Here is a 15,537-nt window from a genome sequence, read left to right on the forward strand (position 1 = left end):
CGGCTCCCGGGCAATCGCAACCCGGTACTCGGCCCCCACACCGCTTTCAGAGCGCCCCGCTCAGCCCACGCGCCCCTCGGGCATCTGCCGAAGGCCACCCGCACGCGGCAGCGCGGGGCAACCGGCCGCCCCCCTCGCCGTAGCCCGCAGCTTTGGGCCCGGAGGGCCCGAGACGAAACGGCCGGCCGGCCACGCACCATGCCGCCCCACGGCCGGGCAGCCGGAGCCGCGCGAGGACCGTTCCATGAACAGGGGCAACACCAAAATCCCCGCCGCACCACCCAACGGGGCGCCGTCGTCTTCCCCGCCCCCTGAGCCGTGACGCGCCCTACTCCACCGTCACCGTCAGCAGCGCGTACTGCGCCACCGTCACCGCGACCGTCGCCGTGGCCCCCGACGTCGTCCACGTCACCGGCTGCGGCGCCGGCGACGTCCCGTCCGGGGAGGCGACGGTCGCGGCCGTCACCCGCTTGCCCTCGGGGACGGTCACCGACACCGCGCACGCGGCCGGAGTCGTCGCGAACGCGGCCGGCGTGTCGCCGAAGCAGGTGAAGTTGACCAGCTGGACGACCGTGTCGTCGCCGAGGCGGCCCGCCTCCAGATAGATCCGGCGGTCACCGCTGGACAGGGTGACCGGTGGCGGGGCCACGGCCCGTACCGGCGCGAGGAGTTGCGCCGCGTCCGCCTGGCCGGTGGCGGTGAGGAAGGACTTGCCCAAGAGGTCCTTGAAGTAGAAGCAGGTGCCCGCGCCGAAGCGGTTCTGATGGGCGGCGGGGACGGGGTCCTTGCGGCGGAAGCCGAGGACGTCTGCGAGGGCGAACTCCGCTCGCGAGGCGCCGAGTTCGTCCAGCGCGGTCGGCGCCGGCCCGGTGACGGCCACCGTCCCGCCGCCCGCCACGTACCCGCGCAGCACCTCCGCCTCCGCGTCGGAGACCGCCTGGAGGTTGGGGAGCATCAGCACCTTGTACGGCGCGAGGTCGGCGGCCGAAAGGCCCACGCTGACCACGGTGTTGAACGGGATGTGCCCGTACACCAGCGCCTTGACCGTCCCCCGGAACTCGCCGAGCCAGGGCATCGTGGCGCAGCTGTCCTCGGGGGTGCTCTCGCTCCACCACTCCTTCACCCCGGACGGCTTCTTGTCGTTGACGTACATGCCGGTGCCGGCCGAGGGGCTGACGTAGTCGCGCGAGGCGGTGGAGTGGTAGACGGCGACCTCGGCGGCCGGGGCGGCGGCGAAGAGCTTCCGCTCGTGGGCGGCGACGAAGCCGTACATGCGGGTGCGCATCGTCGCGTCGGTGGTGTCGTTCTTGAACGGGCTCTTCACCTCGTAGGGGTTGCAGCCCGTGGCGAGCAACTGGGCCATCACCAGCGAGGCGTCGTCCGCCTTCCAGCCGTAGGAGAACGCCCAGGCGGGCTTGGTGCCGCTGGCGGCCCGCGCGTACTTGTACATGGAGATCAGACACGTCCAGTCGGACGCTGTGGCGTGCCGCATGCCGTCGTAGTTGCTGAGAATGTCGACTTCCCAGGCGTGGCTGACGTTCTCCGCGTGGCGCAGGTAGGCGCCGTCGAGACCGATGGACGTGGCGTACTGGTAGTCCATGCTCACGGTCTCGACGAAGGTGACCAGATCCTTGTTGACGGACCGGCCGGCGGCGGCGATGTCGAGCTGCCACTGGTTGAGGTTGCGGTGGCGCCACTCGACGAAGCGGCGGAACGTGGTGTCGCCGAAGTCGGCGTTCCTCGGCAGCGGCAGCCCGGTGTCGGCCTTGAAGGCGGCGGCCGCCCAGGTGGAGGCGTCGAACCAACTCGCCTTGCCGTCGAAGTAGATGGGGACGTCCGGCCAGATGGCATCCACGCCGGTGGTGGCCAGGGACTTGATACGGGCGAGGTAGTAGTCCCGCCAGGGGGAGTTGGGGCTGAGCCAGCAGCTCTCGTCGCCGGGGTCCACCCAGACGACGAGGCTGCCGTAGAAGACGTTGTCCTGGCCGTCGAGGGAACGCTGCACCCACGCCTTGCCGTTGTCGTTCTTGTAGAAGGACCGTCCCTTCTCGCCGCCCACGCTGATGAGTTCGAGGGACGGGTAGTACATGACGACGCGGATCCCGGCCGCGTGCGCGAGCTCGGTGAAGGTCCTGACCGTCTTCATGTGGGCGTCGAACTCGGCCTGGGTCAGCCAGTTGGACAGAACGGTGTCGACCTCGACGACGCTGACGTTCTGCGCCTTGAGGGTGTTGATCACCGGCTTCAACTGCGCGGGCTCGGCGTCGTCGTCGAAGGTGCCGTCCGCGATCCGGGCGAAGCGGGCCCAGTCCGGGAAGACGCCCTGCGTCACGGCGGGCGCGGCCCAGGCGGCCCGGTCGATCCTCAGCGGATCAGGCGGGGGCGGCAGCGGCAGCGCGCCCGCCGCCCAGGCCGCTCCGCCGATCCCCAGCCCCGCGCGCAGGACACCTCTGCGGCTCATTCCGTCGCGTCGCATGCTTCTGCTTCCCCCCTGATTCCCAGGATCCCGGTGGTCCGGGCCCGATGGTTCGGGCGATGCCCGCGATTCTGTCGGGAAAGCGGCCGGACGTAAGACTTCCGGCGGGTTCGCGGGGGCCGGGAACGGCCGTTTTCGGACGCGGGAGTACGGGCCCGCAGACGCCCGCCGAGTTGCCGGTTCCACCCGGTTACGTAGCATTTTGCTTGACATGGTGATCACGCACGCGGTGATCGCGGCGGGCCCCCTGGACTGGTCGCTGGTGACCGGATGGATTCCGGTCGTCCTCATGGTCCTGGGCCTCGCCGCCCTGGCGGTGCTCCTGTTCTCCCGCCGGCGCCGGTGGTGGACCCGCTGGGCACCCGCCGCCGTGCTGCTCGCCGTGCTGGTCACCATGGCCCTGCGGTGGGCCGTGGACGACTGGCTGCAGCCCTTCCCCGACCCGCTGCCCGCGGGCGTCGTCCTGTGGACGGGCGTCGCGGTCCTCGGCATCTGCCTCGCGCTCTTCCGGATCCCGCTCCTTCGCCCCCGCTACTGGGCCGGGGCCGCGCTCTGCGGACTGCTCGTCGTCCTCCTCGGCGCCTCGCAGATCAACCGCCACTTCGACCAGTACCCGACGGCCCGTTCCGCCCTCAACACCTGGCTCACCAAGACCACGAAGCTGAGCGACGCGACGGGCACGGCCGGGCCGACCCTCGCCGTACCGCCGGGCAAGACCCTCTCCGACGTCTGGCGCCCGCCCCCGGACCTGCCCAAGGACGGCACCCTCTCCCGGTCGGCGATCCCGGGCGCGAAATCCGGCTTCCGGGCCCGCGACGCGTACATCTACCTGCCGCCCGCCTACCGGACGAGTCCGCGCCCCCTGCTGCCCGTGATCGTCCTCCTGGCCGGGCAGCCCGGCTCCCCGGACGACTGGATCAACTCCGGCCGGCTGGTGGACATGATGAACACCTTCGCCGCCGCCCACCGGGGACTCGCCCCCGTGGTCGTCGTCGCCGACCCCCTCGGCTCGCAGTTCGCCAACACCCTCTGCATGGACTCCCGGCTCGGCAACGTCCAGACCTACCTCGCCACCGACGTCCCCGACTGGATCCGCGCCCACCTCCAGGTCCCCGCCGCCCGCACGTCCTGGGTGATCTCCGGCATCTCCTTCGGCGGCACCTGCTCCCTCCAGCTCGGCGTCAATGCGCCCCGGGTGTACGGCGTCATCAACGACATCGCCGGCCAGCAGGCGCCGACCCTCGGCAGCCGGACCAAGACCATCGACAAGGCCTTCGGCGGCGACGTGGCCGCCTACCAACACGTCAACCCCCTCGACGTCATGGCCCGCGAACGCTTCCCCGACACCCGGGCCGCGTTCGTCGCCGGCCGCTCCGACAGCACCTACCGGCCGCAGCAGCGCAAGGTCTACGACGCCGCCGTCGCGGCCGGGATGAAGGCCGAGTGGGTCGAACTCCCCGGCGGCCACAGCTGGCAGGTCTGGCGGCCCGGACTGGAGAAGCAACTCCCGTGGATCGCCCGGCAGACGGGGATGGTCCCATGAGCACGAGGATGGTCCCATGAACACGGGGATGATCCCATGAGCACCGCACCCGCGGAGACGCCCGCCGTCGGCGACCGCCGCCACCGCTGGCGGATCACCCTCGACCGCGTGCTCGCCCCCGTGCGCCACGCCCCCTTCACCCTCGCCTTCCTCGCCGTCCTGTGGATCGTCGGCGCCGTCACCCACTCCCTGGGCTCCGGACCGAGCCGGCGCCGGATGGAGAGCGTCGGCGTCGGCGTGCCCGCGCTGACCGAGGGCCGCTGGTGGACGCCCGCCAGTTCGCTCCTCTGGTGCCCCGGCCTCGGCGGCTACCTCGCGGCCACCGTCCTCGTCCTGCTGCTCGTCACCCCCGCCGAGCGCCGCCTCGGCGTCGCCCGCACCGCCGCCACCCTGCTCGGCGGGCAGATCCTCGGCAGCCTCCTGGGCATCGGCATGGTCGAACTCGGCTCCGCCGCCGGGGAACAGTGGCTCGCCAGCCTCACCGAGGACCTCACCGTCACCCCCACCATCGGCGCCCTCGCCGTCGGCGGCGTCCTCAGCTACCGGCTCACCGCGCTGTGGCGGCGCCGCACCCGGCTCGGCATCGTCGCGTTCGCGCTCGTCATGTCGCTGTACGTCGGCCACCTCCAGGGCGTCCTGCGCCTGGGCGGCGCGGTCGTCGGCCTCGCGATCGGCGCCGCCCTGCACCGGCGGCGCGGGCCCCTGTGGCCGCGCAACGCCTCGCACACCGAGGCGCGGGTGCTCGTCGCCCTCGTCGTCGCCGCCTCCGCGATCGGGCCGATGATCGCCATCCTCTACCAGGACTCCTACGGCCCGTTCAGCACCTTCAACGACCTCTACGTCTCCACCCGGCCCGGCGCCGAGGACGTCAAGGACGCCTGCGCCCAGTCCGCCCTGGACTGCGACGCCGCCCACGCCCTGCGGGACTTCTACGACTCGCCCGCCGTCGCCACGGCCGTCGTCGTCCCCGTGATCCTGCTCGTCCTCGCCGAGGGACTGCGCCGCGGCCGGCGGCTCGCCTGGACACTCGCGGTGCTGCTGCACCTGGCCTGGATGGCCCTCTTCGCCTACTGGCTGCACGACTTCCTCGCCAACCCCACCGCCTACGGCGCGCTGCCCGCCGAACACGCCGACTTCATCCAGTACTTCGCCGAGCAGATGCTGCTGCCGTTCCTGGTCCTGGTGCTCCTGCTGGTCACCCGGCGCCGCTTCGACCTGCGCCTGCCGCGGTCCGCGGTGCGCAAGCTCGGCGCGGTCGTCGGGGGGACGCTGCTGCTGGCGTGCGCCGCGTACGTGGGCATCGGGCTGGCCGTCCGCGACCAGTACCGGCCCCCGGCGAGCGCCGGGCAGCTCTTCGGCGGGCTGGTCTCCGAGTTCCTCCCGCCCGCGTTCCTCGGGTACTTCGCGGACTGGCCGGTGCCCGTCGGAGGGACGGCGAAGGCCCTCTACCAGTACTGCGGCCTGCTGTTCTGGCTGGTGGCCCTGATCGCGCTGCTGGTCACCTTCCGCCGCCCCCGGCTGCACACGGACGCCGACGCGGCCGTCCGCGCGCGGGAGTTGCTGGTCGCCGAGGGCAGCCCCTCCAACCTCGGCCACATCACCACCTGGGACGGCAACTACTACTGGTTCGACGGGAACGGCCGCGCCGCCGTCGCCTACCGCGTCGTCACCACCGTGGCCCTCACCACGACCGACCCCTTCGGCGCCGCCGGCGCCCGCGCCGACGCCGTCGCCGGCTTCTCCCGCTTCTGCGACGAACGCGGCTGGACGCCGTGCCTCTACAGCGTCGGCGAGGAGACGCGGGCCGCGGCGGAGGCCCTGGGCTGGCGCTCGGTCCAGGTCGCCGAGGACACCGTCGTCCCCCTGCCCGGCCTCGCCTTCACCGGCAAGAAGTGGCAGGACGTGCGCACCGCCCTCAACAAGGCCAAGAAAGAAGGCATTTCGGCCGAGTGGTGGTCCTTCCGCGAAGCCCCCGTCGCCCTCACCGACCAGATCCGCGGCATCAGCGAGGAATGGGTCGCCGACAAGGGCCTGCCCGAGATGGGCTTCACCCTCGGCGGCCTGGACGAACTCGACGACCCCGCGGTCCGCTGCCTCATCGCCGTCGACGGCGACCGGACCGTCCACGGCATCACGAGCTGGATGCCGGTGCACGAATCCGGTCAACCGGTCGGCTGGACCCTGGACTTCATGCGCCGCCGGGCGAGCGGCTTCCGCGGCTCGATGGAGTTCCTCATCGCCTCGGCCGCCCTGGGTTTCAAGGAGGAGGGTGCCCGCTTCGTGAGCCTCTCGGGCGCGCCCCTGGCCCGCAAGGCGACGGGCGAGCCCCCGGCGGCGCTCCAGCGGATGCTGGACTACGCGGGAAAGGTGCTGGAACCGGTGTACGGCTTCCGGTCGTTGCTGAACTTCAAGGCGAAGTTCCAGCCGGAGTACCGGCCGATGTACATGGTGTACCCGGACCCGGCGGCGCTGCCGGCGATCACGCGGGCGATCGGGAAGGCGTACCTGCCGCACATGACGGCAGGGCAAGGGGTGCGGTTGATGCGGCAGTTCGGGGGGTGAATCGATGTGTCGGCCGTGCTGTCCGCGCTGTTCGCCCTGCTGGCGGCCGTCGGCAATGCCTCGGGAACGGTGTTGCAGAGAGCCGCCGCGGTGACCGTTCCGCACGGGGACGCGTTCAGCGTCCGCCTGGTGGGGCACCTGTGGCGGCGGCCCGTCTGGCTCGGCGGGATCGCCGTGATCGTCGCTGCCGCCGCCTGCCAGGCGCTCGCCCTCAACCTCGGTTCCCTGTCCCTCGTGCAGCCCATCCTGGTGACCGAGCTGCCGTTCACCCTCCTCATCGCCGCCGCCCATGCCCGCCGGCGGTTGCCGGCGGCCGGCTGGGCGGCCTCGGTCATGGTCGCGGCCGGGCTCGGCCTGGCCCTGGCGGCGGCGGCACCTTCCGGGGGGCACAGCCAAGTCGCCGCCGGCCTGTGGGCGCTGACCCTGCTGTGCACCACGGGCACCATGGCCCTGTGCGTCCTGGCCGCCCTGCCCAGGCCGCGCGGCCGGTCCCGGGCCGCGCTGTTCAGCTCCGCCTCCGCGATCGGCTACGCCCTCACCGCCACCCTGATGACCGCCGCCACCGACGTCTTCGCACGGGAGGGCGCATCGGCCTTCCTGGCCGCCTGGCAGTTCTACGGCTTCGTCGCGACCGGTGCCATCGCGCTCTTCCTCCTGGCCAACGCCATGGAGTCCGGCCCGCTGATCGCCTCCCAGCCCGCCCTCACCCTGGGCGAGGCCCTGGTCAGCCTCGCCCTCGGCATGCTGGTCTACGGGGAACGGGTCCGCACCGGATGGTGGCTGTTCCCCGAGGCCGTCGGGGCGGTGCTCGTCACCTGGGGGGTGCTCGTCCTGCCCCGCGTCGACACAAAGACGCCGCGCGAGCTCTGAGCGCGTCCTCCTGCCCGGGGGCGTCGGACCCGGGGGCGAGAGGGTGCGCTCACCGCTCAGCCCGGGAACGGCCTCGCCCGAGTGGCCTCGGGACGGCCCGTCCATGCCCTCGACGGCGAGGGCGCGGGCGGGGCATGCGACCGCCGTCCCGAGGCTCCGCGCGGACCTCTCATCCCCGGCCCCTCCGGCGGGCGCCCAGGGCGATCACCACCGCGATCCCGGCGAGCGCCGCCACGAGCACCACCGTCACCAGCGGCCAGTCCCGCGCCGGGGACAGCCGCAGAGCGATGGCCTCCAGCACGATCAGGACGACGACCGCGAGCCCGGCGACGCCGTCGCGGGTGTGGGTGTGGCGCATGAGGAGCTCCTTCAGGGGTGGGCCGGTTCCAGGCAGGCCGTGAGGACCGCCGCGTCGTCCCGGTGGCCCGTGGAGGCCGCGGCCTCCAGGAGGGCGTCGGCCAGCCGGGCGGGGTCGTCGCCGGCGTCGGCGGGGACGGAGTGACGCAACCGGTCGACACCGGCGTCCAGTTCGAGGTCCGGGCCCTCCAGCAGGCCGTCCGTGAGGAGCGCGAGCCAGCGGGCCCCGTCGAGGGGGACGCGCAGCGTCGGGTACGAGGCCGTCGGCAGGATGCCGAGCGGCGGGCCCGGCCGGGGCGCCAGCGGGCGGGTCGTGCCGTCGGCGAGGCCGAGGAGGGCGGGGACGTGACCGGCGGTCGCCGCAGTCAGCTCGCCGCGCCCGCGGTCGACGACCGCGTACGTACAGGTGGTGAAGAGGGACGTGTCGAGGGAGCAGAGCAGGGCGTTGGCGTGGGCCAGGACCTCGCTCGGCTCCAGGCGGGTGCGCGCGTAGGCGCGTACGGCGGTGCGTACTTGGCCCATGGTCGCGGCCGCCTCGACGTCGTGGCCCTCGACGTCGCCGATGACCAGGGCGCAGCGCCCGTCGGGGAGCCGGACCGCGTCGTACCAGTCGCCGCCGACGGTGACGCCGTCCCGCGCCGGGCTGTACCGGGCCGCCAGCCGCAGGCCGGGCAGATCGGGCAACTCCTCGGGCAGGAGGGCGCGTTGGACGGCGCTCGCCAGGTCGATGCGGGCCTGGACGAGACCGCAGCGCTCCATGGCCTGGCTGGTGAGCCCGGCGAGGGCGAGGAGGAGGGTGCGTTCGGTCACGGGGAAGTCGTGTTCGCGGGCGTAGCCGAAGAGCAGCGCCCCGTGGGTGAGCGGGAGCAGTGCCCAGGAGCGGGCCCGGGTGTGGTCCAGCCAGTGGTGCGGGTCGCCGCCGGACAGCTCGCGCATCTCGGCGCGGGAGCGTACGTACAGGGCCTTGCCCTCGCGCATGACGCGGGCCGTGGCCCCGGCCCTGTCCAGCGGCGTGCCGTCCATCAGCGCGCCCATGCGCACCCCGGTGCCGGAACCGGCCATGGTGCGCAGCCGTCCGTCCTCGGGGACGACGACGAGCGCGCCGATCGCGTCCGTCGAGGCGCAGAAGTGGTCGGCGACGGCGCGCGCCACCTCGTCGGTGGTGGTGGCGGAGAGCAGCGTGGTGGCCAGGTCCTGGATCCGGTCGGCGCGGTCGGCCGCGTTGTCGGCCCGCGCCCGGAGCCGGTCCTCGTGGTGGACGGTGTCGGTGATGTCGCGGGTGACGCCGACCAGGGTGCGGCGGGGCGGGTCGCCGAGCATGTACGTCCGGGCCTTGACCCGCAGCCAGCGGCCGGCTTTGTCCCCGGCGGCCAGCCGGCAGCGGATGTCCAGGGGCTCGATGCCGTCCACGGCGCGGTAGAAGGCGGTGGTCGCCGCCTCCAGGTCCTCGGGGGCGATGACTTCCTCGATGCCTTCGCCCGCCGGGCCGGGGGTGATGCCGTACAGCTTCTCCGAGCCCGCGAACCAGCGGTGCCGCAGGGTGTCCGCGTCCACGCTCCAGGCGGCCAGGTCGACGATCTCCAGGGCGAGCCGGAGCTGGGCCTCCCGCTCGGAGTGCTCTGCGTCGGGGGTGCCGTCGTCCGCCTCGGCGGCGGCCACGCACAGCCCGGGAGTGCCGAGCGCGCGGACGGTCAGGCGCAGGCCGGTGAGGCGTACGAGGACGGCGTCCCGGGCGGGCAGGGCGAACGCCGAGGTCACGGCCCGGGCCGCGCGGTCGCGGTCCGCCGCGGGCAGCCGGTCGGTCCAGGGAACCATCGCGCCCTCGGTGCGGCGCCCGCCCAGGAGCTGCTCCCAGCGGGCGTTCGCCGCCCACTCGACGCCCTCGGCGTCGAGCACGGCCAGGCCCACCGGGGCGTCGAGGAACACCTCGGTCAGCGTCCGTACGACGTCGACGGGCGGACGGGAACGGCCCGTTGCCGTTCCCGGAGCCGTACGGGGCTCCGGGAACGTGCGGTCCGTGACAGGAGCCGTCACCGGACCCGGCTCCTGCCGGACGGACGCCGGACGGTCACCACGATCGTCCCGGCGACGACGGCGACGCCGACACCGGCCAGGAACAGATCCGCGTCCCATGCGTCACCGTTCGAGGGGGCCGCGCCGGTGCGCGGCGCGCCTTGAGGGACGGTGCCGGACGCGGTCCGCGGGCCCGTGCCGGCGGTCTGTCCGGTCGTGTGGTGCACCGGGGCGAGGCCGCGGCCGCCGTTCTGGCCGTGGTGTGCCGGGTTCACGGGGTGGGGCTGCGGCGCGGGTGCCGGACCGGGCGGTGAGGCGTCCACCCTGAGCTGGGTCTGCGCGCTGCCGTTGCTGCACACCAGCCGTACCGGGTACGTGCCCTGTCCGGCCGTGACGAGCAGGGTGCCGCGGATGTGCTCGGGCCGGATGTCGGTGAGGCCGACCTGTCCCGCCCGGGAGGACACGGACCGTACGCTCGCGCCCGGGTAGGGGGCACAGGCGCCGGTGATCGACACCGTCTTCCCGTTGACGGTCTCGTGGGGGCTGATGCCGATGGTGGCGGCGCCCACGAGGGGGTCGGGCCGGGGCGGCGGGTCGGCCACGGCGGCCGGGGCGCCGAGGGCCCCGCCCAGGACGAGCGCGGAACCGGTCGCGGTCGCGCAGAGGAGGCGACGCATGGGATCCACATCCTTTCCGAGGGGTTCGGACGGTTTCTCCGAGGGGTTCAGATGGTTTCGTCCCCACCCTGGGTGCGGGCGGGGCCCGGGAGGGTCGGACGGCCGGGGGACCGGCGGGGCCGGGACGCCGTCCCCCGACCGGGCCCCGGCAATTCACCGCCCGGCGGCCAGATCCGCGTAGACGACGACGTTGTCGCGGTAGCCACCCGCCCCGTCCCGAGGTCCTCCGCAGGTGACCAGGCGCAGCCGGGGCGTTCCCGAGGTGCCCGCGTACACCTCGCGCGACGGGAAGTCCGCCTTGGGGTATTCGCGCACCCGCCGGACGGTGAACGCGACCGTGCGGCCGTCCGCCCGCAGGACGGAGATCCGCCCGCCGGGGCCCAGTTCGCCGAGGCGGAAGAACGCGCCGTCGCCGTAGCGCCCGACGGTCGAGTGCCCGAGGAGGACGGACGCGCCGGGCGCGCCGGGGACGGGCGAGCCCTCGTACCAGCCGACGGGCGCGTCCGGCTCGATGGGCGGGACGGCGACGGTGCCGTCGGGCTCCAGGCCCAGGGGGACCACCCGTGCGGTGAGCCCCAGCGCGGGCACGGTCACCCGCACCGGCTCCGCGCTTCCAGGCGGCGCGGAAGAACTTCCCGATGGCACGGGAGAACTTCCCCACGGAGCGGAAGGCGGCGGCACCGGGCCCGGCCGGCCGAAGCTCAGCAGGAGCGCGGCCAGGCCGGCGGCGGCCGGCAGCAGGAGGACGAGGAGTCCCCACCCGTGCCGCCGGCCGCCGGGCATCACCCGTCCCGTCCGGCCGCGACGGCGGACCGCCGCCCGTCCCGGTGCCGCTCCCGGGCGCCGGCCGCCGGGACGACCAGGACCGGGCCGCGGGCGTGCCGCACGCAGTAGCGGCTCACCGAGCCGGTGAGGAAGCGGTGCACCGCGCCGTGCGAACCGCCGCCGACGACGAGCAGGTCGCCGTCCTCGGCCGCGCTCGCCACCAGCGCAGGGCCCGTCCGGCCGCGCACCACGACCGGCGAGCACCGCAGGCCGTCCGGTTCGCCGCCGAACGCGCACACGCACGCGTCGTGCAGATCGTCCCGGGCCTGGTGCGCCAGCTCGCGGGCGGTCCGCTCGTCCGGCGGCCACAGCAGGTCGATGTAGTCGCCCTGGGGCGAGGAGTAGATGAAGACCGGATGCAGCTCGGCGCCGTGCCGGCGGGCCTCGCCCGCGGCCTGCCGGAGTGCGACGAGGCTGCCCGCGGAGCCGTCGACCCCCACCACGACACGTCGTACGGAGTGGTTCATTTCCCGGTCCCTTCCTCGTCCCGTTTTTCCGCTTCGGGTTCGGTCCGCTCGCGTCGGGCCGTGCCCACCACGCTAGGGAAGCCCCTGCCACCTGCGGATCCCTCGTCCGGCTGGCCAGGCGGGGGAGCGCCTCGGCCGATCGGCGGACACCGCCGTGGTCCTTCCGGTTGCGGCCGTGTCCGGGGCGCCGAATCGTGGGATCCGGCATGATCCGGTGGCTGCTGCGGCACGAGGACGGTCCGCCCGCCCTGCGGCGCGCGGTCTGGATCGTGCTGGCCGGGTGCGTCCCCTTCTTCGCCCTGCGCTACGGCCTCCACCGGCCGGTCGCCGCCCTCTACGCGATCTTCGGCGCGCTGCCGCTGGTCCTCTTCTGCCACGTGCCCGGCCCGCCCCGGCAGCGCACCCGCACGCTGCTCGCGGCCCTGCCGGTCGGCTGGCTCATGGTCACGGCGGGCACCCTGCTCGCGGTGCGCTCCTGGGCGGCGGCCTGCGGGATGCTCGTCGTCGGGTTCCTGGTCGCCTTCTGCGCGGCGCTCGGCCCGCGCGCGGCCGCCCTGTCCATCGCCCACCAGCTCTACTACGTCCTGCCGTGCTTCCCGCCCTACGCGCCGCAGACGCTCGGGTCCCGGCTCGCCGGCCTGACCGTCGGCATCCTCTGCACGGCCCTGGCCGAACGCTTCGTGTGGCCCGAACCGGCCCCCGTGCCCTACCGTGCCGTCCTCGCCGACGCGGCCGACGCCGTGGCCCGCCACGCGGAACGCACCGCCGTGGCGCTCGCCGCCGGCACGGGACTGGCCGCCCTCCGGGGCGCCGCCGACCGGGCCCTGGACGCCGCCCGGCTCTCCCGGGTGCCGGCCGCCGAACGCCCCACCTCGCCCTCCATGTCCGACCGGGCCCTGAACCACGCCCACGCCGCCCTGCGGTACGTGCGCGACCAGCTCGACCGGCTGCACGCCTGCCCCGATGTGCCCCACCCGGTGTCGGCGGAGCTCCTGCGGCAGGCCGCCGCGGCCCTGCGCCCAGCCGCCGCAGCGCTGCGCGACGGCTCCGCCGGGCCGCCGCCGCCCGACGAACTGGCCGCCGCGCTCGGCACGTTCGACACGGCCCGCGCCCGGACGCTGGACCGCGTCTCCGCCGCCGGACTGCGCCAGGACGCCCTGGTGCGGGCCGCGGCCGAGGGCACCCGGATGGTCACGGAGGCCACCCGGATCGCCCTGGGCGCCCGGCCCGCGCCGCCGCGATCCGGCGTCACACCGGCGGACGAGCCCTTCGGCTACGCCCTGGTGTCCGGCCCGGGGCGCTGGTGGTGGCGGCTGCGCGCCCATCTCACCCCCGGATCGGTGCTGTTGCAGAACGCCGTGCGCGTCGCCGTGGCCCTGGCGGCCGCCCGGCTGCTCGCCGGGGCGCTCGACCTCTCCCACGGGTTCTGGGTGCTGCTGGCGACCCTCAGCCTCATGCGCACCTCGGCGGCCGACACCCGCAGCGCCCTCGTCCCCGCCTTCCTCGGCACGGCCGCCGGCGCCGCGCTCGCCGCCGGCCTGCTCTACGCGGTCGGCGACCGGCCCGTGTACTACGCCGTGCTGCTGCCGGTCGTCGTCCTCGTGGGCTTCGGCGTCGGACCGGTGCTGGGACCGGCCTGGATGCAGGCGGCGATGACCCTGACCTTCGTCCTCATCTTCTCCCAGCTCGCGGCGCCCCACTGGGAACTGTCCGGCGTGCGGCTGGTCAACGTGGTGATCGGCGGCTCCGTCGGGGCGCTGGCCGGACTGCTCGCCTGGCCGCGCGGCGCGCACGGCCGGCTGCGGCAGGCGTTCGCCGACGCGCTCACCGCGTCGGCCGCCCTGTGCCGGTCCGTGACGGGCGCCCTGTGCACGGGCGGCGACGGACCGGTGGGCCTGCACCGGGCCCGGAAAGCGGTGCTGCTCGCCGAGGCCACATACCTCCAGTACCGCACCGAGCGTCACCCCGGGCGCGACCCGGACCCGGTCTGGGGCGACGCCATGGCGGCGGCCTACCAGGCGCTCCGCGGCGGCGAGGCGACGGTGGGCCGGCACCGCGCCGGCCACCGGGTCCCGCTCCCGGCCGCGGCGGCGGACCGGCTCGCCGCGCTGGCCGCCCGGGCGGCGGAGGAGTACCTGCGGTCGGCGGCCGCGCTCCGGGCCGGCCGGTGGCGGGAGACGGGCCCGCCGCCGGTGTGCCCCGCGCGGGAGTCGGCGCCGCTGCGGTACGTGGTCGAGCACGGTGCCGAAATCCCCCCGGAACGGGCCCTGTTGACCGCCGACGCGGAGGCGTGGCTGACGGGGGCGGCGGAGACGGCCGGACGGGTGCGGACCCGGTGACCGGTGGGTCGCCCCCAACTCCGAACGAAGGAGCGGCGGATCGTTACCCCGCCCCCCACACGAGGGACCCGCCGCATGCGCCCCGGCGGTGCCGGGCAGGGTGCCTCCGACCCGATGACCTCGTGACCCAATCACCTCGTACGGAAAGGACGTTCATGCGTCGCCGCATCGCCTCCGTCCTCCTCGGAGCCGCCGCGCTCCTCAGTGTCCTCGCAGGCCCCGCCAGCGCCCATGACGGAAAACCGGACGAGGGCCTCAGTGGCCTCTTCGGCGGCCACAACGGGGGCAGGAACGGGAACGGAAACGCCAACGGCCAGGGAAACTACGCCCTCTTCGGCCTCCAGATGCCCATCTTCTCGGTCGGCCAGGGCGAGATCGGCCGGAAGTGAACGAGACCGGCCGGACGTGAACCCGGGAGGCCGGAGGAGAGCCGCGGAACGGGCCCGCGAAGGGACCGCCGGGAGGCGTCAGTCCGCGTTCCCGGCCCCCGCCTCCTCCGCCAGCGCCGTCGCGCAGGCCAGCGCCTCGTCGCGCGGGTGCGCCGCCGTGTAGACCGTGAGCTCGCGCAGCAGCCGGGGGGCGGGGTGCGCCGCCACCTTCCGCAGGTCCGGGGGCAGCGCGTCCGCGGGGACGAGGGTGAGGCCCACGCCCTGGCGCGCCAGCGCGACCGCCGCCTCGGCCTGCGGCACCTCCACGGCGATCCGCGGATGGAACCCGGCCGCCCGGAACGCCTCGGCGAACGCCTCACCGGGGCCGTGGCCCTGGTGGCCGATCCAGCGCCGCCCCGACAGGTCCTCCAAGTGGGCCGTGCGCCCGCACAGTTCGTCGTCCTCGGGACAGACGATCACCAGCTCCTCGGTGCCGAGGGCGAGCACCCGCCCGTCCCAGCCGACCGGCCGCGGCCCCACGCCCAGGTCCACCGCGCCCGCGGCGACGGAGTCCTGGAGCTGGGACCGGCTGCCGTGCGGGCGGACGCAGACGGGAGCCGCGGGGTGGGCCAGGGTCCACTGCCGCACGCCCGGCAGCAGCGCGGCGGGCAGCGCCGCGTGCACCGTGCCGATGCGCAGCGCCCGCCGCCTGCCGCGGGCCGCCGAGCGCGCCGCCGAGGTCGCCTCCTGCGCGCAGCGCAGGGTCGTGCGCGCGTAGGGCAGGAAGGCCGCGCCCGCCTCCGTGGGGCGCACGCCCTCGGGGCGGCGCTCCAGGAGGGCGGTGCCGACCGTCCGTTCCAGGGTGCGCAGTTGCTGGGAGACCGTGGGTTCCGTCACATGCAGCCGCTCGGCCGCCCGCGTCAGCCGGCCCTCGTGCACCACGGTCACCAGGTATTCCAGCTGGCGCAGGGACAGGTTGCTCGCGCTGCGCTCCGTTTCCGTGCCCTGTGCCATAGCTCTTGCCTATCTCTGCTTCGGTG

General features: G+C 74.6%; 12 protein-coding genes. 5 read left to right on the top strand and 7 right to left on the bottom strand.

The window, feature by feature from the left end:
- Window positions 1–328 precede the first annotated feature (328 nt).
- Window positions 329–2,476: a hypothetical protein gene (locus I5Q34_RS09395; RefSeq protein WP_234428631.1), complete on the bottom strand. Its 2,148-nt coding sequence runs from the start codon at window positions 2,474–2,476 to the stop codon at window positions 329–331.
- A gap of 211 nt (window positions 2,477–2,687) precedes the next feature.
- Between I5Q34_RS09395 and I5Q34_RS09400 the strand changes: the two genes are divergently transcribed.
- The 3 genes from I5Q34_RS09400 to I5Q34_RS09410 are packed head-to-tail and all read left to right on the top strand — an operon-like array spanning window position 2,688 to window position 7,451.
- Window positions 2,688–4,019: an esterase family protein gene (locus tag I5Q34_RS09400; protein WP_199891730.1), complete on the top strand. Its 1,332-nt coding sequence runs from the start codon at window positions 2,688–2,690 to the stop codon at window positions 4,017–4,019.
- A gap of 36 nt (window positions 4,020–4,055) precedes the next feature.
- A complete protein-coding gene (locus I5Q34_RS09405) occupies window positions 4,056–6,581 on the top strand; it encodes a bifunctional lysylphosphatidylglycerol flippase/synthetase MprF (RefSeq protein ID WP_199891731.1) in 2,526 nt (841 codons plus the stop codon).
- A gap of 6 nt (window positions 6,582–6,587) precedes the next feature.
- Entirely contained in the window at window positions 6,588–7,451 is an 864-nt protein-coding gene (locus I5Q34_RS09410) for a DMT family transporter (protein ID WP_199891732.1), read from the top strand.
- A gap of 169 nt (window positions 7,452–7,620) precedes the next feature.
- On the opposite strand, the gene I5Q34_RS09415 is transcribed toward I5Q34_RS09410, so the two are convergent.
- The 5 genes from I5Q34_RS09415 to I5Q34_RS09435 form a co-directional block, all read right to left on the bottom strand.
- On the bottom strand, window positions 7,621–7,809 hold the full coding sequence (locus I5Q34_RS09415; RefSeq protein WP_199891733.1) for a hypothetical protein: 189 nt from the start codon (window positions 7,807–7,809) through the stop codon (window positions 7,621–7,623).
- An 11-nt stretch (window positions 7,810–7,820) separates the two neighbouring features.
- Entirely contained in the window at window positions 7,821–9,842 is a 2,022-nt protein-coding gene (locus I5Q34_RS35760; protein ID WP_199891734.1) for a SpoIIE family protein phosphatase, read from the bottom strand.
- Entirely contained in the window at window positions 9,839–10,498 is a 660-nt protein-coding gene (locus I5Q34_RS09425) for a hypothetical protein (RefSeq protein WP_199891735.1), read from the bottom strand. Before I5Q34_RS09425 ends, I5Q34_RS35760 begins: the two co-directional genes overlap by 4 nt.
- A gap of 153 nt (window positions 10,499–10,651) precedes the next feature.
- Window positions 10,652–11,092 (bottom strand): sortase domain-bontaining protein, encoded by a 441-nt coding sequence (locus I5Q34_RS09430; protein WP_307811661.1) that lies wholly within the window; start codon window positions 11,090–11,092, stop codon window positions 10,652–10,654.
- Window positions 11,093–11,280: 188 nt separating this feature from the next.
- Window positions 11,281–11,790, bottom strand: coding sequence for a universal stress protein (locus I5Q34_RS09435; RefSeq protein ID WP_199891736.1), 510 nt, complete (start codon window positions 11,788–11,790; stop codon window positions 11,281–11,283).
- A 206-nt stretch (window positions 11,791–11,996) separates the two neighbouring features.
- Between I5Q34_RS09435 and I5Q34_RS09440 the strand changes: the two genes are divergently transcribed.
- Window positions 11,997–14,129, top strand: a complete 2,133-nt coding sequence (locus I5Q34_RS09440; RefSeq protein WP_199891737.1) for an FUSC family protein — start codon at window positions 11,997–11,999, stop codon at window positions 14,127–14,129.
- A 155-nt stretch (window positions 14,130–14,284) separates the two neighbouring features.
- Complete coding sequence (locus I5Q34_RS09445; RefSeq protein WP_199891738.1) at window positions 14,285–14,518, top strand: hypothetical protein; 234 nt, start codon at window positions 14,285–14,287, stop codon at window positions 14,516–14,518.
- Between the two features lie 78 nt (window positions 14,519–14,596).
- Here I5Q34_RS09445 and I5Q34_RS09450 read toward each other — a convergent pair whose 3' ends face one another.
- A complete protein-coding gene (locus I5Q34_RS09450; protein WP_199891739.1) occupies window positions 14,597–15,511 on the bottom strand; it encodes a LysR family transcriptional regulator in 915 nt (304 codons plus the stop codon).
- Window positions 15,512–15,537: the final 26 nt, after the last annotated feature.

Source organism: Streptomyces sp. AV19 (assembly GCF_015999245.1).
Classification (GTDB): domain Bacteria; phylum Actinomycetota; class Actinomycetes; order Streptomycetales; family Streptomycetaceae; genus Streptomyces.

Bases quoted from the DNA above. Each gene is read 5' to 3' on its own strand.
- I5Q34_RS09395 (WP_234428631.1), bottom strand. From the start codon at position 2,476: ATGCGACGCGACGGAATGAGCCGCAGAGGTGTCCTGCGCGCGGGGCTG.
- I5Q34_RS09400 (WP_199891730.1), top strand. From the start codon at position 2,688: ATGGTGATCACGCACGCGGTGATCGCGGCGGGCCCCCTGGACTGGTCG.
- I5Q34_RS09405 (WP_199891731.1), top strand. From the start codon at position 4,056: ATGAGCACCGCACCCGCGGAGACGCCCGCCGTCGGCGACCGCCGCCAC.
- I5Q34_RS09415 (WP_199891733.1), bottom strand. From the start codon at position 7,809: ATGCGCCACACCCACACCCGCGACGGCGTCGCCGGGCTCGCGGTCGTC.
- I5Q34_RS09425 (WP_199891735.1), bottom strand. From the start codon at position 10,498: ATGCGTCGCCTCCTCTGCGCGACCGCGACCGGTTCCGCGCTCGTCCTG.
- I5Q34_RS09435 (WP_199891736.1), bottom strand. From the start codon at position 11,790: ATGAACCACTCCGTACGACGTGTCGTGGTGGGGGTCGACGGCTCCGCG.
- I5Q34_RS09440 (WP_199891737.1), top strand. From the start codon at position 11,997: ATGATCCGGTGGCTGCTGCGGCACGAGGACGGTCCGCCCGCCCTGCGG.
- I5Q34_RS09445 (WP_199891738.1), top strand. From the start codon at position 14,285: ATGCGTCGCCGCATCGCCTCCGTCCTCCTCGGAGCCGCCGCGCTCCTC.
- I5Q34_RS09450 (WP_199891739.1), bottom strand. From the start codon at position 15,511: ATGGCACAGGGCACGGAAACGGAGCGCAGCGCGAGCAACCTGTCCCTG.